Here is a 16,740-nt window from a genome sequence, read left to right as displayed (position 1 = left end):
ATTACCGACCAAACGAACCACAAGAAAACATTTAAAAACATTGCTAAGCAATGTTTTTAAATGTTTTCTTGGTTTGGGTTTAAGCGCAAAGCGCTGTAAATTTAACGTTCCCAGCGAAACTTGCGATCGCTTTCTTGGATAGCCAGATCGTTAATGCTAGCAAAGCGCCGCATCATCAAACCATTTTCGGCAAATTCCCAATTTTCATTGCCATAGGCACGATACCAAGAGCCAGATTTATCATGATATTCATACTCAAATCGCACCGCAATCCGATTATCCATAAAACACCACAGTTCTTTTCTCAAGCGATAATCAAGTTCTTTCTCCCATTTACGCTTGAGAAATTCTCTAATCTCATCGCGTCCATTTACAAATTCATTGCGATTACGCCATTCGGAGTCTTCGGTATAGGCAAGAGCTACGCGATCGGGATCGCGAGTATTCCAAGCATCTTCGGCAGCTTGGATTTTGGCTTTGGCAGTTTCTAGGGTAAATGGTGGCAGTGGTGGTTTAGTTTCCATGATGTTTAAGATTTAGGTAAAAGTTAATTAGATGCGTTAATTAGAGGCGATCGCAGTTTCGATGAAGTTTTGCCAAGTAGCGTTGGGTTCCCAGACGGTCGTCATGGTTGCACGAGCCTCTGATACAGGGACTCCTAGCTTCAAGTAACGATAGAGATACATAAATGCTGATACGCGCATATTCATCGCACAATGGACAAAAATTGGTTGGTCTTTATGATTTGCCATCACATCGCAAAACTGGTTAAAGTCTGCCATTGTGGGATTATCCCAAACTACGGGGATATTGATATAATCCATTCCTAAACTAGTTGCGATCGCCTGTTCCTCTGGCAGAGCATTGGACGCAGTCGGGGGTGCTAAATTGAGAATAGTCTTATAGCCAGCTTGACTAATTAATTCCAGCTCTGCGGCAGTTGGCTGACCGCTTGTGGCTAAATTGGTCGAGATATATCGATAGTTCAGAATATCTTTTATCCCTTTTTTAGGACTAAGACGCGATCGCATTATCTGCCATGTCGAGCGACCATATAGAACAATGTTAGAAAGAATACTTTGTGTCTTCATATTTTTAAAAGCAGTGACAAGCACAGAAAATAGATTAGCTCAGATGTCCAACTTTGACATAAATTAGACAGCCTGACTTACTAAACGGAGTATGCCGACTACCACTAGGATTCCGCAACCAAGTACCCTTGGGGTAAGCGCCAAACTCATCTTCAAAGACTCCATCAACCACAAAAATTTCTTCGCCGCCTAAATGCATATGAGGCTGGAACTGAGTACCCGCATCCCATTTAACTAGGGCGACATTTTCGGTTCCATAGCTATGCAGGGGCATTACTTGTAATCCCTTGACTAGTCCATTAGCCCAAGGCGTTTGCTTCGTGGCGATCGCAACTCGTTGTTGGTCATCAGGATGCATTTGCCAGAGCTTGACTAAAATTGTGCAACCCTCTTTGCTAAAAGGCGTATGGGTTGACCCAACAGGATTACGAATATAGGTTCCCGCAGGATAGTCGCCATACTCATCGGAGAAAATACCTTCTAAGACCAAAAACTCTTCGCCGCCGCCATGGGTATGCGCGGAGAAATTACTGTTTGGAGCATAGCGCACGACTGATGTTGCTCTAGCCACTTCTTCGCCATCTCGTTCGAGCATTCGGCGCTGGACACCAAACATAGGAGCATCCACCCAATCGAGGGATTCACTTTCGATGACAACGCGCTGACTCAAATCTGCATGAAGTTTCATAATCATGAGTTTTTAGCCTCGGCTAGAAGTTGCTCTAATTCACTAATTCTAGCTTGCATTGCTTCTACCTCTACTTGGGAATAGCGAACGGGAATATGTTGCGGACAGTTCCAATCACAGCCTTCGATTTCAAAAACGATCGCACGTTCTACAGTAGCTGCATAGTCAGGATCTTGGACTTGAGCAAGGATCATAGGATCGTCTTCCACAATCCTTGCGCGACCAAGGATTTTCAAACGGCGGCGATTCCGATAATCCATTAAAAATAGAAATGCCTTATCATGTTCTGAAAGGTTGCCCACCGAGATATACTGCACATTGCCGCGATAATCAGCAAAGCCCAATGTCTTCTCATCCAGAACCTTTAAAAATCCTGCCTTACCGCCGCGAAACTGAATATAAGGATAGCCATTGGAAGTAACAGTACCGAGATAAAATCCTTCCATACTCGCGATAAACTGAGCAACATCGGGAGTAACCGTATTATTGTCAGCCCCATTCGCCACAAAGCGCTCGTAGTTCTCACGGGAACCCATTTTTTCTTGCATGGCTTTCACGGCTGGAGTGAAAGCGATCGTGCCAAATTGTCTGGGCATAGGTTTAATTCCTTGTGTACTTATGGAGTTCTTGAAGGTACTGTTGACATTCCATCGTGCTGTTTGATCGATCCCACAAATTAGTCTGAAAGAGATTGGCAAACCATTTCCACATAAAGCTAGTTACTCCATGCTAGATTACTGAGAATTTGACTGATTAATTAATGAAACAAGAGCATCTAAAACCGATCGCAATGCAATTTCTGTTGCAGGATCAATTAATTTACTCTCATGGTTTAGCTTCGCAGAAATAGCGGGGATACAGAGTATTGTATCTTCGGCGATTGCTGCCATCATCACTCTAAGTGTCTGAACAAGAGAAGCATTTGCCTTGGCTCCACCATCAATGGAAGGAGAAGCACTGATTACAGCCGTGGGCTTATGCATAAACTCGCCCGATGAAACGATCCAATCGAGGCCATTTTTGAGAACCCCAGGTACGCCGTGAGCATATTCAGGTGTACAGAAAATTATGCCATCAGAATTTTGAATCTGCGATCGCCAATCAATCACTGAGACTAAGGCGTTTTCACTGTCAATATCAGGATTGAAGTGTGGCAAATTGGCAATACCATCATAAATTTCGATATTCACAATATCGGGTGCTAATTCTTTCATGGCTTGCAAAATAGCTGAATTAGAAGATTTAGCGCGAATACTGCCAGATATTGCCAAGATTTTCATAATATTGTTGGTTCTAATGATCGGAATTCGCGATCGCGCTCATGCCCTAGTTTTATAGCATAGGAACATAGCCAGAAAGTTTCTGAAATCTCTCCATCCAACTCAAAACATGAGAGTAAGCATCAAGTTCAATTTTGCCATCCTTGGCTAGTGAAATATAGGGATAGATAGCAACATCGGCAATGGTAGGGTGATCGCACTCTAACCAAGTTCTAGTACTCAAATGTTGGTCAAGTTGCTTGAGAATGAAATGAGATTTTTCAGTAGCGCGTTCAATATTTATCTTAGTTCCTGCCCCAAATAAATAGAAAAGTCTGGCATTCTCTGTGCCTTGCCGCACTTCACCCGCAGCGGTAGATAACCAACGAACCACTTGCGCCATTGGTAATGCATCTGTAGGAAACCATTGTTCGCCGCCATACTTTCTTGCTAAATAAACCAAAATCGCCTGAGCATCAGCAAGTTGAGTTTCGTCATCGATCAGCAAAGGTACTTGTCCAAATGGATTCATTGCCAAATATTCTGGAGATTTATGTTCTCCTTTCATTAGATCGACTCTCACCCATTCGTACTCAAGGTTGAGTAGTGACAACATTAAACGCGCTTTGTAGCTGTTCCCAGAGATTTCGTGACCATATAGCTTAATCATTAATTTGCCTATTTTTTTTGTGAGGAGCAAAGTTAAATTTACTGTACCGTTCGCTCGGTATATTGATACTGTACTGTGCGTTCGGTATAGTGTCAATAGGTAAATATAGTTCTCGCAAAAAACAGCCCCTAAAGAATGATTAGCAGAGCTAATCATTCTTTAGGGGCTACACAAACAAATCTATGTCCAAACAAACCCATGTACCAACTTTGCTCAAGCTGTTTCGTCAGTTTGGTTATGAAGGTGTAACCCTTTCCAAAATTTCTCAAGAGACGGGACTGGGGAAAGCTAGTCTCTATCACCATTTCCCTAGAGGCAAGGCAGAAATGGCGGAGACAGCTCTTATGCATGTCAACAATTGGCTAGAGACGAGCATTTTGGAAATTCTCGATCGCCCCGAACCACCGATCGCTAAATTTCAGTCCATGAGTGAGGAAGTGGGCAAATTTTTTAATGAGGGACAAAATTCTTGCCTCTGGGCAGTTTTGGTGATGCAGCAGTCGAGTGATGACTTATTTCACGCAGAGATTCGAGGTGCTTTTTCGCTATGGATTGATGCGATCGCCAAGGTTCTAGTCACCGCAGGATTAGATGAAAAATTGGCAAAGGAACGCGGCGAAGATGCGATGATTGGTATGCAGGGAGCTTTGATTTTGTCGCATGGTTTGAGAGATTTCGCCCCGTTTCAGCGAGTTCTTGAACAGTTACCACAGCAGCTCTGTCGGGATATTTACAGCAATTTGCTTTCAACCCCGCCACGAATAAGAATATAAAACCCATTGCGGGGCTTTACCCTGCGCCATTTCTTGTGGCGGGTTTGATCGAACAATGCTGTAAATATTGGGCTGAGCGAAGTAATCAAAATCCCATAAGGGTTTTGCAATTTTTTAGCGGATTTTCAACCGATGGTGATTAGGATAACTAGAACGCAAGGCGCTATATTGGAGTTATAAAAAAGCGATCGCCTTTTAAATAAATTTCTGGCAAATTTCTGGGCAAATGACTAGGATTAAACAAGTAACCCGTCTGCAAGCACAAATTAATCAAGCAATTCAAGCTAATCAGCAAGAAGCGATGGAACCTTGTGTTGTCGCGGCTTTTTATCATTTTACAGAATTGCCAGATTATGAATCATTGCGGAATCCGCTTAAAGAATTTTGTGACGCTCATCAACTCAAAGGCACGATCCTGCTTGCCAAAGAAGGCATTAACTCCACGATCGCAGGTAGTCGTGATGCGATCGATGCCGTACTAGTGTATTTACGAAAAGATCCTCGCCTTCAGAACTTAGAGCATAAGGAATCCTATTGCCAAGGAGTTCCATTTCAAAAAATGAAAGTACGACTCAAAAAAGAGATCGTCACTTTGGGCGTTCCCGACATCGATCCACGGTATCGAGTTGGCACTTACGTAGAACCTAAAGATTGGAATGAATTGATTGCTGATCCTGACGTGATCGTCATTGATACGCGCAACACATACGAAGTAGAATTTGGCACATTTAAAGGAGCTATCAATCCAAATCTAGATACCTTTGGAGAATTCCCTCAATATGTGCAAGAGCAACTAAATCCAGAGAAGCATCAAAAGGTTGCTATGTTCTGTACAGGCGGAATTCGTTGTGAAAAGGCTAGTGCCTATATGCTTTCTCAAGGCTTTAGTGAGGTATATCATCTCAAAGGAGGCATTCTTAAATATATTGAAGAAGTTCCGACCGAAGAAAGTGTTTGGGAAGGTGAATGTTTTGTGTTTGACGATCGCGTCAGTATTGATCGAATTTAATGGATAAGCTTTCACTTTTTCCCACCGAAGACGGCTCAGTCACCTTTTGGTCAGAAACATTTCAAGAAACATTCCATAGCTCTCACGGCGCAAAACACGAAGCCGAAGCTAAATTTGTCATACCCGCCAAAATCGCCGAAAAAGCCAGCACCCAAACTCAACTTAACATCCTTGATGTTTGCTATGGCTTAGGCTACAACACCGCCGCCGCGATCGCCTGTGTATCAGAATTACAAGATCGCGCCGCCAACCTCCACATTATCGCCCTCGAAAACAACCTCGAAGTCCCCCAAAAAGCGATCGCATCAGGATTAGTAGATATCTGGCAACCTGCGATCGCCCAAATCTTAAAAATCGCTGCCGCAACTCAAACCGTAACCACCGAGAATTTATCTTTGCAATTACTCATCGGTGACGCAAGGCAAACCATTAGCCAAGTCCCATCCAAATGGGCTGATGCCATCTTTCTCGATCCCTTCTCCCCGCCCCATTGTCCTCAACTCTGGACAGTAGAATTTATCCAGCTTTTAGCCAACAGCCTCAAACCTGACGGCTATCTTGTTACTTACTCCTCGTCCGCCGCCGTCCGTGCCGCCATGCTTATGGCAGGATTGCAAATTGGTGCGATCTCCCCCATCGGACGCAAATCCCCCAGCACGATCGCCGCCTTTGCGCCCACAGCATTACCCCCAATTTCCGAAAACGAGGCTGCTTTTTTAAAAACTCGTGCGGCGATTCCCTATCGCGATCAGACCTTACAAAGCTCTGCCGCCGAAATCATCGCCATCCGTAAAGCCGAACAAAACAATAGCCAACTTCCCCCCAGCTCCAGCCTGCGCAAAAAAGTTTAGATATAGCGCTAAGCGCTATATCTAAACTTTTTTGCGAAAATTATAGACATCGAAGCATTCATGCTTTAACATAGATGATCGCGACTTTTTTGGCATTCCTCATGAACGCTTCTGAAATCATCCGCTCAATTGAAGCGGAATATATCAAAACGGATCTCCCCACAATTTATGTAGGAGATACTGTCAAGGTTGGAGTTAGGATTAAAGAGGGCGGCAAAGAACGTACTCAGCCATACGAAGGCGTAATCATCGCGAGACGTGGTTCTGGCATTAACTCTGTCATTACTGTCCGTCGAGTATTTCAAGGGATCGGAGTAGAGCGAGCCTTCTTGCTACATTCTCCTCAAATTGAAAGCATCAAAGTGATTCGTCGTGGTAAAGTCCGTCGTGCTAAGCTCTACTACTTACGTGACCTAGTTGGTAAAGCAACTCGTCTTAAACAACGATTTGATCGCCCACTATAGATCCATCTACAGTTATACTAAGTATCAAATACTATTTTTATATAGCAATTGATACAGTACATATAACTGGTTGCGTATCGAAATCGTGTTTTCATTACGTGCGTCCTTAGTTCAGTTGGTAGAACGCAGGTCTCCAAAACCTGATGTCGGAGGTTCGAGTCCTCCAGGGCGCGCTTCACCATTTTAGAGAATTGCACTTAAACGTATCGCATTTACAAAGATTGCAAAGGAATCGCAAGAGTTGCCGCTATGACGAAAAACGACCTGAAAGAGCAACCAAAAGAAGTTTCTAAAGTTGAATCAGATGCAAAATCTGAGCCAACTGGAGTAGCTAAACTTTTTGTAGAATCCAAAGCCGAATTCGGCAAGATCGTTTGGCCCACGCGCCAACAGCTCATTAGTGAGTCTGCGTCCGTTCTTTTGATGATCGTTGCAGTAGCAACCTTTGTTTATTTGATAGATGCTTTGTTTAAGGTGATCGCATTGCAGGTGTTTCAATAATGTTTACCGAGGATATCGACCACTCATCTAGTAGCCAAGAAGATGAAGACATACTCTTTAACTGGTATGCCGTTCAAATTGCTTCGGGCTGCGAAAAAAAGGTTAAGTCGAGCCTAGAGCAACGCATCAAGACCCTTGATGTAGAAGATAGGATCAAGCAAATTGAAATTCCGCAGACAGCGACCGTCAAACTGAGAAAGGATGGCAGTCGAGCAACATCTGAGGAAAAGATTTTCCCTGGTTATGTTCTGATTCAGATCAAAACTGTCAGAAATGAAATCGGGCAGTTAGAAGTTGATGATGATGCATGGCTTGCTGTCAAAAGCACTCCCCATGTAATTAACTTTGTCGGCACAGAACAAAAACGTCACTACGGTCGCGGTCGAGGACATGTTAAACCTCGTCCTCTTACCGAAAAAGAGGTTGAAAGAATTTTCCGTGTCACCGTCGAGCAAGAGCCAGTTCTCAAAATCAACATGGCTCAAGGCGACAAGATCAAAGTGCTTAATGGACCTTTCAAAGACTTTGAAGGTGAAGTGGTGGAAGTTAGCCCAGAACGTAGCAAACTTAAAGCACTGCTTTCAATCTTTGGTAGAGATACACCAGTTGAACTAGAGTTCACTCAGGTGCAAAAGCAAAACTAATTCACTCAAACGCAGGTTTGTAGTTTCTTAAACGGCTAAAATTAACGGCTAAAATTAATGGCTAAGAAAGTTACAGCAATTATCAAGTTGGCACTTAATGCTGGTAAGGCTAGCCCAACTCCACCAGTTGGTCCAGCTCTAGGTCAGCATGGTGTCAACATCATGATGTTTTGCAAGGAATATAACGCCCGTACTGCTGATCAAGCAGGCATGGTCATTCCTGTAGAAATATCTGTGTATGAAGACCGAAGCTTTACCTTCGTTCTCAAAACACCACCAGCATCAGTTTTGATTCAAAAAGCGGCTGGTATCACCTCTGGCTCAGCAGAGCCTAACCGTAAAAAAGTAGGTTCAATCTCCAGAGATCAACTTCGTCAAATCGCTGAAACCAAAATGCCTGATATCAATGCAAATGATATCGACGCAGCGATGAAGATTATTGAAGGCACGGCAAAGAACATGGGCGTTACAATTAGCGCTTAGTTGCTAATTTTGCTGATTTTCAATATCTATAAAATTCAAATAAAAATTTTAGTTGGGGGAGGGAATTAATTTTTCCGATCGCACCCCGTAGGAGCAATCATGGCAAAGAAAATCTCAAAACGTCTTAAGGAAGCTCTCAGCAAAGTTGAGGATCGCCCTTACGCACCAATCGATGCGTTGGAACTAGTTAAGGTCACTGCAACTGCTAAGTTCCCTGAGTCGGTAGAAGCACACGTCAGACTAGGTATCGATCCGAAGTACGCCGATCAACAATTGCGGACAACGGTAACTTTACCGAAAGGAACGGGGCAAACAATTCGTGTAGCAGTTATTGCTCGCGGTGAAAAAGTTGCCGAAGCAACCGCTGCAGGCGCAGACATCGCTGGTTCTGAGGAACTAATCGATGAAATCAGCAAGGGAAGAATGGATTTTGATTTGCTGATTTCAACGCCTGACATGATGCCTCAAGTGGCTAAGCTTGGTAAGTTGCTTGGTCCAAGAGGGTTGATGCCTTCACCTAAAGGTGGTACGGTAACTACTGATTTAGGTGCTGCAATCAATGAATTCAAAGCTGGTAAGCTAGAATTCCGTGCCGATCGCACAGGGATCGTCCATATTCAATTTGGCAAGGCTGCCTTCACTGCTGAAGACTTGCTAATCAACCTGAAAGCTTTGCAAGAAACGATTGATCGCAATCGTCCTTCGGGAGCAAAGGGTAGATACTGGCGCTCGCTATATGTATCTGCAACTATGGGACCCGCGATCGAAGTTGATGTTACAGCTCTGCGTGATCTCAAGTTCGCAGATTCGTAATCAAAGCCTTTCAAAGTCATTTAACTGTAGACTGTTTGCCTTGAGTGGACAGTCCACAAGAAAAAGTAAAAGCTAAGTCTAATTGTTGTAATAAGCCTAGAAAGAAATTTCGACAACTGAATATCTCCATAGACAGCAGGTGCTCATGGCTTAATTTCCTGCCGAGGTGTTTTAAAAAAGATTCTTGAAAGAATACTTTTTTAGCCTCGGCTTGTGAAAAGACGAGGCTTTTTTAATGACTTTAAAGATTACATAGCTAATTAAATGGCGCATCGCGCCATTTAATTAGCCCCAAACACAAGGAGGTGAGAACCATATGGGTAAGACCCTAGACCAAAAGAAATTTTTAGTCGGAGAAATGTCCAAAGAGTTTGAAGGAACTCAGATGGTCATGGTAATCGATTACTCAACTTTGTCAGTTGCTGAGATTACTAAACTCCGTCGCTCACTCCGTCCCACGGGAACGGTGTGCAGAACTACCAAAAACACTTTGCTCAAGCAAGCAATTTCTGGAACTCCTGAATGGAAGCCTCTTGAAGGTTTCCTAGTTGGACCTTCGGCTTGCCTATTTGTTAAAGATGACATTGGTGGTGCTGTTAAGGCATATCAAGCATTCCAAAAGGAATCTAAGAAAACCGAACTTCGTGGCGGTGTCTTAGAAGGTCGGGCATTGACTGCAAAAGACTTGCAGGCAATCGCTGATCTACCTTCCAAGGAAGTACTGTTTGCGCAAATTGCTGGTGCAATCAATTCTGTTACCGCCAAAATCGCGATCGGTATCAAAGAGGTTCCTCAATCTCTGGGCAGAGCTGTCAAGGCTGTTTCTGAGAAAGAAGCTGCGTAGAAGGATTGGTAATTACGAATTACGAATTATCAATTACGAATTACGAATTATCAATTACGAATTACTAACCTAATCTAATTAATTAAAGAGAAAAATTATGTCTGCAAAAATCGATAGCATCATTGAAGAACTAAAGTCTTTGAGCCTTCTTGAAGCTTCTGAATTGGTCAAAGCTATTGAAGAAACCTTCGGCGTTTCGGCTGCTGCTCCAGTTGGTGGCATGATGATGGCTGCTCCTGGCGCTGGCGCTGCTGCTGCTGAAGTAGAAGAAGAAAAGACTGCTTTTGACTTGGTACTTGATGAAGTTCCTGCTGACAAGAAGATTGCTGTTCTTAAGATCGTTCGCGAAATCACAGGCTTGGGCTTGAAAGACGCTAAGGATATGGTTGAGTCTGCTCCTAAGACCATCAAAGAAGCTATGCCTAAAGCTGATGCTGAAGCTGCTAAGAAGCAAATCGAAGAAGCTGGTGGTAAGGTTTCCATCAAGTAATTGTTGGCAACATTTAGCTTGCTTGAATGTTCTGTTTTGCAGAACATTCAAAAACAATAAAGGCACGCGGGGCGTGCCTTTATTATTAAGATTGTGAGTCGCTTTGCGTCTCACAATTATTTTTTATAAATATTTTTATTTTATGAACGATCCACTCTCAGAATTATTTGCAGTAATTGTCGATCGCCGCGAGAATCCGCAAGAAAGTTCTTATACCTGTAAATTATTCGCAGGTGGCGATAACAAAATTTTAAAGAAAATTGGTGAAGAGTCTGCTGAAGTTGTGATGGCTTGTAAAGATGATGATCCTGATGCGATCGCATCAGAAGTCGCTGATTTGTTTTACCACACGTTAGTAGCGATCGCGCATCACCATGTTGATCTGCAATTGGTATATGACAAACTTGCGCAACGACGCTAAAAGTCAAAACTTAAGGTTGTGCTTGTCACAACCTTAAGTTTTTAGTACGCAATACTTAATTAATGCAGTAAGATTACCTATGAATTGATCAAAGGGTAGATAGCTGTGGCATCGAATAGTGTAGAGCGTTCTCAGTCTCTTACAGGCAGTATTTTAAAAGGCACTCTCAAAGCTGTTGGTGGCACGCTGCTGGGCATTATCATGATTGGTGGTGCGGCAGTAGCTGGTGGTCTGGTTGGCTTAGCGCTAAGTTTTCGAGATCTGCCCGATGTCAGAGTCCTTAAAGGCTATGTACCAGTTGAAACCACTTATATATATGACATTAACGGTGGCTTAATTGCCCGTTTGCATGGTGATGTCAACCGTGAAGTCGTAACGCTTGATCGCATTTCACCACATCTTAAGCGATCGGTTCTAGCCATGGAAGATGCATACTTCTATACCCATAAGGGTATTGATCCCAGTGGTGTTGGACGCGCAATTTTAGCTAACTTTAATGCAGGAGGAACCGTAGAAGGAGGATCGACCTTAACGCAACAATTAGTTAAAAACTTGTTTCTGTCCAACGAGCGTAGCCTCAATCGCAAAGTTGCCGAAGCAGTTTTAGCAATGCGTGTTGAGCAGGTATTTACTAAGGAGCAAATCCTTGAGATGTACCTCAACCAAGTATTTTGGGGAAAAAATACGAATGGAGCTGAAACCGCTTCACAGAATTATTTTGGTAAATCTGCCGCTGATTTGACCCTTGGAGAGGCTGCTATGTTAGCAGGTACGATTCAAGCGCCTTCAGTATTCAATCCAGTAGACAACTTTAGTGAATCCAAGAAGCGTCAGGGTTTAGTGCTTGATCGACTTCTAGAGCTTGGATGGGCCACCCAAGCTGAAGTCAAAGCCGCCAAGGCACAGAAAATAATAATTCGTAAGCAGGGGATCTCTTACGAAGCTAGTCGCGTTCCTTATGTGTCCCAGGCTGTTACGACTGAGCTAGAAGAAAAATTTGGTCGTGATGTCGTTCTTCAAGGTGGATTGCGTGTCCAGACAACGATTGACTTAAAGATGCAGCGTATTGCCGAAGAAGTTGCTGCCGAAGGTCACAAGGATTTAGTTGATCGCGGAGCCTATGCCGACCAATTGTCTTTAGTAGCTGTTGATCCACGCACAGGATTTGTAAAAGCTTTAGTAGGTGGTGTTGGAGACTTTGACAAAAATCAATTTAATCGTGCGGTTTTAGCAAGACGACAGTTAGGTTCTTCGTTTAAACCTTTTGTGTACTATCTTGCTTTTGCATCAGGTAACTATACTCCTGACTCAATAATTGATGATAGTCCAATGACTATTCCTGACGGTGATGAACCTTATGTACCTAGAAACTATGACAATAAGTTCTCAGGAGCCATGAGCATTCGTCAAGCGATCGCCGTTTCTCGAAATATTCCTGCGCTTAGGTTAGGGATAGAATTTGGTAATGAAAATGTTGTAGCTCTTTGTCGAAAATTGGGGATCAATAGTCCGATTCTCCCTGTTGTTTCTCTACCGCTTGGTGCTGCCGATGTAACTCCAATGGAGGTAGCAGGAGCCTATGCAGTATTTGCCAGTGGTGGCTATAAATCTAAAACGACATTAATTGCCCGTGTCACTGATCGCAATGGCAATTTGGTGCTGGATAATACACCCAAACCTGAACTAATCCTTGATCCAATCGCAGTTTCTTACTTAACTGATGCCTTGCGTGGAGTGGTTACCAACGGTACGGCAACCGAAGCGCAAATGAGTGACGGGCGACCTGTAGCGGGTAAGACGGGTACAACTTCAGACTTTAGAGATGCTTGGTTTGTAGGCTATGTACCACAGCTAGCAGTTGCGATTTGGATCGGTAATGATGATTATTCACCGATGGCAAATGGTGTGACAGGCGGTGTTTATGTGGTTCCGATTTGGCGTAAGTTTATGGAAAGAGCCCTAGCTGGGCAGCCGATTGAGCAGTTCCCTGTGCCAAGTGAAATCCAAGACAAAGAAGGCGGCAAAAAGAAAAACTAAAACAAGAGCGGCGTAAAAAGCGCCGCTCTTGTTTAAATATCTGTGGGTAAGCGGCGGAGCTGCGCACCGATTACTAATACAAAACACAAAATGGCGTAGCCATTTTGTGTTGTTAAAACCCTTACGGGATTTGCTTTTTATTCACAAAAGTGTCGCCACATTTTTGTGAATTGGTATAACTGAGAAGAGATTATGTGGCAACAAATTTTATTTATTTTGCGATTATTTGTGTATTCAACGATCGCGTCGGCAGTAATTAAATATGCTGCACCCACTTGGGGCTTATTGACAAATAATTTGACAGTAGATGTAATGAATGCGATCGCAATATATGCCATTACTTTACCCGTAGGTTTATTTGCCTTTGTACTATGGCTTAAGCGCTAATTCAAAGCTTGTTTAAATGAGAGTCCGCACTTTTTTGCGTCGCCTCTCATTTAAACAAGCTTTGAAAAACTTTTGCTCATCACAAAACAATTACGACCGTCAGGCAAAGTCTCGTATCTGATATTGTCAGCAACTGTCTTTGCAATCATTAAACCTCGCCCACCTGTGGGAATATCATCAATACTTTCAAAATCTTGGCTCTTTTGCGCTTCTAAAGCAGCCCGATCAATTTCTGATTGCAAATCAAAAGGTTCACCAAAGTCCCAAATCCTCATTTCTAGTAGATATTCAGCAACATTAATCATAATTTCAATATCGATGGGCGTTTCTTCAGAAAGTCCCTCATGTGCATAAGACACTACATTGGTAAACACTTCAACCAGCACGAGATTGCATTGCATCCAAGTTGGTTTTGGTAATAAATTTTGAAATTGCTGAAACCACTCTTGCAATTTAGAAAGAGCATAAATATCACTGTTAACTTGAATGTGGTATTTTTCTAACACTGATGAATTAATCTGACTGACTTTCTAAATAATCTGACATTTTGACATTTTGACATTTTTGTATAAAAATCCAACTACTGACGGTTATACCAGCGCATTAAGACACCTGCAAGTTTTTCTGAGTCATGACATACTGTTCCGTTGGGTTTCTCTCGCATGATATTGGCAATCAAAACAGGACAACCTATAGCAGCGAGACTATCACGATCTAGAACCGTAAAATGTGACCCAGATGAGGCATAGTGTTGTAGCGATCGCTCAGAAGGTGGATGCTTCTGGGCTAAAACTACATCAAACAGTCTCACACCAGCTATCTCATCTAAAACTCTTACATAGTCAGATACAGCATAGCCGTCTGTTTCACCTACCTGACTCATAATATTACAAAGATAGATCGATGGTACATTGCGATCAATTAATGCTTGAAGTATTTCAGGTACGAGCAGGTTAGGAATAATACTCGTATATAAGCTGCCAGGCCCAATGACGATCAGATCTGCTTCGTTGATATCTTCGATCGCTTGAGGTAACCCCTTAGGATTATCTGGCTTGCAACCAATATGCCTAATCTTACCTTTAGCTTCAGGAATATTCGACTCTCCCTCTACATAGCGTCCGTCTTCAAATTCGGCCCATAACACCATGTGATCAAGAGTTGCTGGCAGAACGCGACCGCGCACCGCCAATACCTGTGAACTAGCCGCGATCGCCTTTTCCAGATCACCTGTTACTTCGCTCATCGCCGTAAGAAATAAATTGCCGAAACTATGCCCAGATAGACCTTCCCCCGTTTTAAATCGATATTGAAATAGCTCGGTCACTAACTTTTCTTCATCAGCAAGGGCGGCAAGACAATTACGAATATCACCTGGAGGCAATACACCATGCTCGCGGCGTAACCGTCCAGAGGAGCCGCCATCATCAGCAACGGTGACGATCGCGGTAATATTGGCGCTATATTGCTTGAGTCCACGCAATAAGTTTGATAACCCAGTACCTCCGCCCACAGTAACAATTTTGGGGCCACGATTGAGTTTGCGATGGGAGACTAGCAACTCTAATAGTTCTTTGTCTTGATTGGGCATCAAAACTTGGGTGATCGAGCCGAGCGCTCGTTTCTGTCCCAGCCATAATAGTCCGATGCCAATTGCAAAGGCGATTGGCCCACTCATATTGCGTGGCAATATGGCAACCAAGGTGTCGATCGCGTTACCAATCAGGCGTGATAGAAATAAGATCGGGGTTAGCTTAGCGGAGATGGCAATCCCTAAAACGATTAGTAAAATGCCAATGATACTAACTAGTAACCATCGCTTGACAAATAGTCCTGGTAAAAACCACTGAAACCCTCTCAGCCACTTTTTTCTTTTAACGGCTGGACGATATCGATTTGCTGGTGGCTTTTTTGAGGGCTTCATTTAGCATCCTGTAATATGTACCAGCACTTCGCGGGTATGCCCCAAATTGCGATGTTCCCAGACAAAGATTCCTTGCCAAGTGCCGAGGGCAAGTTTACCATTAGCGATCGGGATCGTTTCTGATGTTTTGGTTAGGGCGCTGCGAATATGGGATGGCATATCATCAACCCCTTCCGAGATATGACGATATTGACTGGCATCTTCGGGAATCAGTTTCGCAAAAAATGTTTCTAGATCTGCTAACACATCAGGATCAGCATTTTCTTGAATAATTAGACTTGCTGAGGTATGTCTCAAAAACACATTACATAGCCCTATCTTTATCCCAGATTGGTCTAAAACTGCTTCCACTTGGCGGGTAATGTTATGCAATTTTTTGCCATTGGTGTGCAGTACTATGTTCTGCTGCAACATTTGCACGGTGTGTTGTTGATTTGTAGTCATAATTCGTGGACTCATAGTATTTATAGAGCGTTGTGTTTAAGTCCAAATTCCGACATTTATCACCATAAAGAACTGCACTGGGGAAACATTTTCGTAGCTCATCATTTTGGAAATTATCGACAAAGCGACTGTTGATGATAATAACAAAGCGTTCAAATGGGACATCTGGAAATTGCTCAGTAATTCTATCCACATTGTGAAACAATTTGTCGTCACATAAATGCAGAATATCGCCTGCATTCAAAACAACTGTGGCAATTGGCTGAGTACCTTCTTTATCATTGTAAAGATAATTAGTTGCTCCATATACGTTTTCGCGAGAAAGTAAAACAATACTCAATGCTGTGCATCCGTCCGCATGAATACCCTGCCCTTGCAAAGGGTCAATTTGCCCATTCCCTCTAACACCCGTGATCTGCATCAGAATCGGCTCCCCTACACCTATTCCCCAAAGCTTCGCCCAATCGGCAACAAATGATTGCACATCCTCTCGTTCAATGAAAGCGCTCTCTAGAGGCTGGTAGTAGCGATTCTTATTTGCCATCGTACAAGCATCGTTGTAGTTGCCACCCTGCGCCATAGCACATTCACCCATATCTTGGACGCTACCGTCTCTCAGTATATGCAACCAAGACATCCGCTTAAATCTAGACTCCACATATGGATCTGGAGGGAGATCTCGAAGAAATGAGCGCCATGCCGATAAATCAACACTTTGTGAGATATTGCGAATACTCCAATACTGCGTGTCAAGTTCTTTTTTTACTGCAATTGGGTTGATAAGTGTGTCAAACCTAGTAATTGGAGGAAATAGCGTCTTTTGTTGCATTGAATTGGTTAATTCTAGTAAAGATTTTTTAGCAAGTTTTACTAGAATTTAGCATAAAAAAAGAAGGAGTAAAGGAAGATATTCATAAATAATACCCATATTCAAAATGGCGTTGCCA

The 16,740-nt window shown here is 43.0% G+C and carries 22 protein-coding genes, 1 tRNA gene, 1 pseudogene and 1 other annotated feature; of the genes and pseudogenes, 14 read left to right on the top strand and 10 right to left on the bottom strand.

The annotated features are described in order from the left end of the window. Positions 1-101 precede the first annotated feature (101 nt). The 6 genes from PseudUWO311_RS11855 to PseudUWO311_RS11830 form a co-directional block, all read right to left on the bottom strand. Complete coding sequence (locus PseudUWO311_RS11855; protein ID WP_142655440.1) at positions 102-524, bottom strand: DUF1348 family protein; 423 nt, start codon at positions 522-524, stop codon at positions 102-104. Positions 525-560: 36 nt separating this feature from the next. Continuing rightward, the gene (locus tag PseudUWO311_RS11850; RefSeq protein ID WP_190303472.1) at positions 561-1,091 is read right to left on the bottom strand and encodes a protein tyrosine phosphatase family protein; all 531 of its coding nucleotides are present in this window, start codon (positions 1,089-1,091) and stop codon (positions 561-563) included. Positions 1,092-1,125: 34 nt separating this feature from the next. Further along, positions 1,126-1,779 (bottom strand): cupin domain-containing protein, encoded by a 654-nt coding sequence (locus PseudUWO311_RS11845; protein ID WP_142655439.1) that lies wholly within the window; start codon positions 1,777-1,779, stop codon positions 1,126-1,128. 2 nt (positions 1,780-1,781) lie between these two features. Next, positions 1,782-2,375: a pyridoxamine 5'-phosphate oxidase family protein gene (locus PseudUWO311_RS11840; RefSeq protein ID WP_142655438.1), complete on the bottom strand. Its 594-nt coding sequence runs from the start codon at positions 2,373-2,375 to the stop codon at positions 1,782-1,784. Between the two features lie 138 nt (positions 2,376-2,513). Further along, positions 2,514-3,059, bottom strand: coding sequence for an NADPH-dependent FMN reductase (locus PseudUWO311_RS11835; RefSeq protein WP_223807544.1), 546 nt, complete (start codon positions 3,057-3,059; stop codon positions 2,514-2,516). Between the two features lie 52 nt (positions 3,060-3,111). After that, positions 3,112-3,708, bottom strand: a complete 597-nt coding sequence (locus PseudUWO311_RS11830; protein WP_142655436.1) for a glutathione S-transferase family protein — start codon at positions 3,706-3,708, stop codon at positions 3,112-3,114. Positions 3,709-3,890: 182 nt separating this feature from the next. On the opposite strand from PseudUWO311_RS11830, the gene PseudUWO311_RS11825 reads away from it, so the two are divergent. From PseudUWO311_RS11825 to PseudUWO311_RS11760, 14 genes and pseudogenes are all read left to right on the top strand, one after another. After that, on the top strand, positions 3,891-4,481 hold the full coding sequence (locus PseudUWO311_RS11825) for a TetR/AcrR family transcriptional regulator (protein ID WP_142655435.1): 591 nt from the start codon (positions 3,891-3,893) through the stop codon (positions 4,479-4,481). Between the two features lie 226 nt (positions 4,482-4,707). After that, positions 4,708-5,490 carry a rhodanese-related sulfurtransferase gene (locus PseudUWO311_RS11820; protein WP_142655434.1) on the top strand — a complete coding sequence of 261 codons (783 nt, stop codon included), beginning with the start codon at positions 4,708-4,710 and terminating at the stop codon, positions 5,488-5,490. After that, positions 5,490-6,341: a tRNA (5-methylaminomethyl-2-thiouridine)(34)-methyltransferase MnmD gene (locus tag PseudUWO311_RS11815; RefSeq protein ID WP_142655433.1), complete on the top strand. Its 852-nt coding sequence runs from the start codon at positions 5,490-5,492 to the stop codon at positions 6,339-6,341. Before PseudUWO311_RS11820 ends, PseudUWO311_RS11815 begins: the two co-directional genes overlap by 1 nt. 101 nt (positions 6,342-6,442) lie before the next feature. Next, positions 6,443-6,805 (top strand): 50S ribosomal protein L19, encoded by a 363-nt coding sequence (rplS, locus tag PseudUWO311_RS11810; protein WP_094529846.1) that lies wholly within the window; start codon positions 6,443-6,445, stop codon positions 6,803-6,805. Between the two features lie 100 nt (positions 6,806-6,905). Further along, positions 6,906-6,978: transfer RNA gene (locus PseudUWO311_RS11805), tRNA-Trp, on the top strand. A 76-nt stretch (positions 6,979-7,054) separates the two neighbouring features. Beyond that, positions 7,055-7,306: a preprotein translocase subunit SecE gene (gene secE, locus PseudUWO311_RS11800; protein ID WP_142655432.1), complete on the top strand. Its 252-nt coding sequence runs from the start codon at positions 7,055-7,057 to the stop codon at positions 7,304-7,306. Continuing rightward, a complete protein-coding gene (nusG, locus tag PseudUWO311_RS11795; RefSeq protein WP_411729778.1) occupies positions 7,303-7,950 on the top strand; it encodes a transcription termination/antitermination protein NusG in 648 nt (215 codons plus the stop codon). Before secE ends, nusG begins: the two co-directional genes overlap by 4 nt. Before the next feature lie 57 nt (positions 7,951-8,007). Continuing rightward, positions 8,008-8,433, top strand: a complete 426-nt coding sequence (gene rplK / locus PseudUWO311_RS11790) for a 50S ribosomal protein L11 (RefSeq protein WP_142655430.1) — start codon at positions 8,008-8,010, stop codon at positions 8,431-8,433. A 99-nt stretch (positions 8,434-8,532) separates the two neighbouring features. Further along, positions 8,533-9,246 carry a 50S ribosomal protein L1 gene (gene rplA / locus PseudUWO311_RS11785; protein ID WP_142655429.1) on the top strand — a complete coding sequence of 238 codons (714 nt, stop codon included), beginning with the start codon at positions 8,533-8,535 and terminating at the stop codon, positions 9,244-9,246. Positions 9,247-9,354: 108 nt separating this feature from the next. After that, positions 9,355-9,489, top strand: a sequence feature (ribosomal protein L10 leader region). 73 nt (positions 9,490-9,562) lie between these two features. After that, positions 9,563-10,090: a 50S ribosomal protein L10 gene (gene rplJ / locus PseudUWO311_RS11780; protein ID WP_142655428.1), complete on the top strand. Its 528-nt coding sequence runs from the start codon at positions 9,563-9,565 to the stop codon at positions 10,088-10,090. Between the two features lie 97 nt (positions 10,091-10,187). Next, entirely contained in the window at positions 10,188-10,580 is a 393-nt protein-coding gene (rplL, locus tag PseudUWO311_RS11775; protein ID WP_142655427.1) for a 50S ribosomal protein L7/L12, read from the top strand. Positions 10,581-10,728: 148 nt separating this feature from the next. Continuing rightward, positions 10,729-11,001 (top strand): annotated as a pseudogene (hisE, locus tag PseudUWO311_RS11770) (phosphoribosyl-ATP diphosphatase); the annotation flags it as partial. Positions 11,002-11,106: 105 nt separating this feature from the next. Then, positions 11,107-13,038 (top strand): transglycosylase domain-containing protein, encoded by a 1,932-nt coding sequence (locus PseudUWO311_RS11765; protein ID WP_142655425.1) that lies wholly within the window; start codon positions 11,107-11,109, stop codon positions 13,036-13,038. Positions 13,039-13,230: 192 nt separating this feature from the next. After that, a complete protein-coding gene (locus tag PseudUWO311_RS11760) occupies positions 13,231-13,425 on the top strand; it encodes a hypothetical protein (RefSeq protein ID WP_142655424.1) in 195 nt (64 codons plus the stop codon). A gap of 50 nt (positions 13,426-13,475) precedes the next feature. Here the strand turns inward: PseudUWO311_RS11760 and PseudUWO311_RS11755 are convergent, their stop codons facing one another. From PseudUWO311_RS11755 to PseudUWO311_RS11740, 4 genes are all read right to left on the bottom strand, one after another. Continuing rightward, positions 13,476-13,931 (bottom strand): ATP-binding protein, encoded by a 456-nt coding sequence (locus tag PseudUWO311_RS11755; protein ID WP_142655423.1) that lies wholly within the window; start codon positions 13,929-13,931, stop codon positions 13,476-13,478. A gap of 74 nt (positions 13,932-14,005) precedes the next feature. Next, the gene (locus PseudUWO311_RS11750; protein ID WP_142655422.1) at positions 14,006-15,349 is read right to left on the bottom strand and encodes a uridine diphosphate-N-acetylglucosamine-binding protein YvcK; all 1,344 of its coding nucleotides are present in this window, start codon (positions 15,347-15,349) and stop codon (positions 14,006-14,008) included. After that, positions 15,350-15,763: a secondary thiamine-phosphate synthase enzyme YjbQ gene (locus PseudUWO311_RS11745; protein ID WP_190303475.1), complete on the bottom strand. Its 414-nt coding sequence runs from the start codon at positions 15,761-15,763 to the stop codon at positions 15,350-15,352. Continuing rightward, positions 15,714-16,622 (bottom strand): 2OG-Fe dioxygenase family protein, encoded by a 909-nt coding sequence (locus PseudUWO311_RS11740; RefSeq protein WP_142655421.1) that lies wholly within the window; start codon positions 16,620-16,622, stop codon positions 15,714-15,716. Before PseudUWO311_RS11740 ends, PseudUWO311_RS11745 begins: the two co-directional genes overlap by 50 nt. Between the last annotated feature and the right edge of the window lie 118 nt (positions 16,623-16,740).

It is taken from the genome of Pseudanabaena sp. UWO311, from assembly GCF_006937785.1.
GTDB lineage: Bacteria > Cyanobacteriota > Cyanobacteriia > Pseudanabaenales > Pseudanabaenaceae > Pseudanabaena.
The sequence above is the reverse complement of the archived record's forward strand: the minus strand, read 5'-3'. Positions and strand labels throughout refer to the sequence as shown.

Coding starts and splice junctions, on each gene's coding strand:
- PseudUWO311_RS11855 (WP_142655440.1), bottom strand. CDS start 524: ATGGAAACTAAACCACCACTGCCACCATTTACCCTAGAAACTGCCAAA.
- PseudUWO311_RS11850 (WP_190303472.1), bottom strand. CDS start 1,091: ATGAAGACACAAAGTATTCTTTCTAACATTGTTCTATATGGTCGCTCG.
- PseudUWO311_RS11845 (WP_142655439.1), bottom strand. CDS start 1,779: ATGAAACTTCATGCAGATTTGAGTCAGCGCGTTGTCATCGAAAGTGAA.
- PseudUWO311_RS11840 (WP_142655438.1), bottom strand. CDS start 2,375: ATGCCCAGACAATTTGGCACGATCGCTTTCACTCCAGCCGTGAAAGCC.
- PseudUWO311_RS11835 (WP_223807544.1), bottom strand. CDS start 3,059: ATGAAAATCTTGGCAATATCTGGCAGTATTCGCGCTAAATCTTCTAAT.
- PseudUWO311_RS11830 (WP_142655436.1), bottom strand. CDS start 3,708: ATGATTAAGCTATATGGTCACGAAATCTCTGGGAACAGCTACAAAGCG.
- PseudUWO311_RS11825 (WP_142655435.1), top strand. CDS start 3,891: ATGTCCAAACAAACCCATGTACCAACTTTGCTCAAGCTGTTTCGTCAG.
- PseudUWO311_RS11820 (WP_142655434.1), top strand. CDS start 4,708: ATGACTAGGATTAAACAAGTAACCCGTCTGCAAGCACAAATTAATCAA.
- PseudUWO311_RS11815 (WP_142655433.1), top strand. CDS start 5,490: ATGGATAAGCTTTCACTTTTTCCCACCGAAGACGGCTCAGTCACCTTT.
- rplS (WP_094529846.1), top strand. CDS start 6,443: ATGAACGCTTCTGAAATCATCCGCTCAATTGAAGCGGAATATATCAAA.
- secE (WP_142655432.1), top strand. CDS start 7,055: ATGACGAAAAACGACCTGAAAGAGCAACCAAAAGAAGTTTCTAAAGTT.
- rplK (WP_142655430.1), top strand. CDS start 8,008: ATGGCTAAGAAAGTTACAGCAATTATCAAGTTGGCACTTAATGCTGGT.
- rplA (WP_142655429.1), top strand. CDS start 8,533: ATGGCAAAGAAAATCTCAAAACGTCTTAAGGAAGCTCTCAGCAAAGTT.
- rplJ (WP_142655428.1), top strand. CDS start 9,563: ATGGGTAAGACCCTAGACCAAAAGAAATTTTTAGTCGGAGAAATGTCC.
- rplL (WP_142655427.1), top strand. CDS start 10,188: ATGTCTGCAAAAATCGATAGCATCATTGAAGAACTAAAGTCTTTGAGC.
- PseudUWO311_RS11760 (WP_142655424.1), top strand. CDS start 13,231: ATGTGGCAACAAATTTTATTTATTTTGCGATTATTTGTGTATTCAACG.
- PseudUWO311_RS11750 (WP_142655422.1), bottom strand. CDS start 15,349: ATGAAGCCCTCAAAAAAGCCACCAGCAAATCGATATCGTCCAGCCGTT.
- PseudUWO311_RS11745 (WP_190303475.1), bottom strand. CDS start 15,763: ATGTTGCAGCAGAACATAGTACTGCACACCAATGGCAAAAAATTGCAT.
- PseudUWO311_RS11740 (WP_142655421.1), bottom strand. CDS start 16,622: ATGCAACAAAAGACGCTATTTCCTCCAATTACTAGGTTTGACACACTT.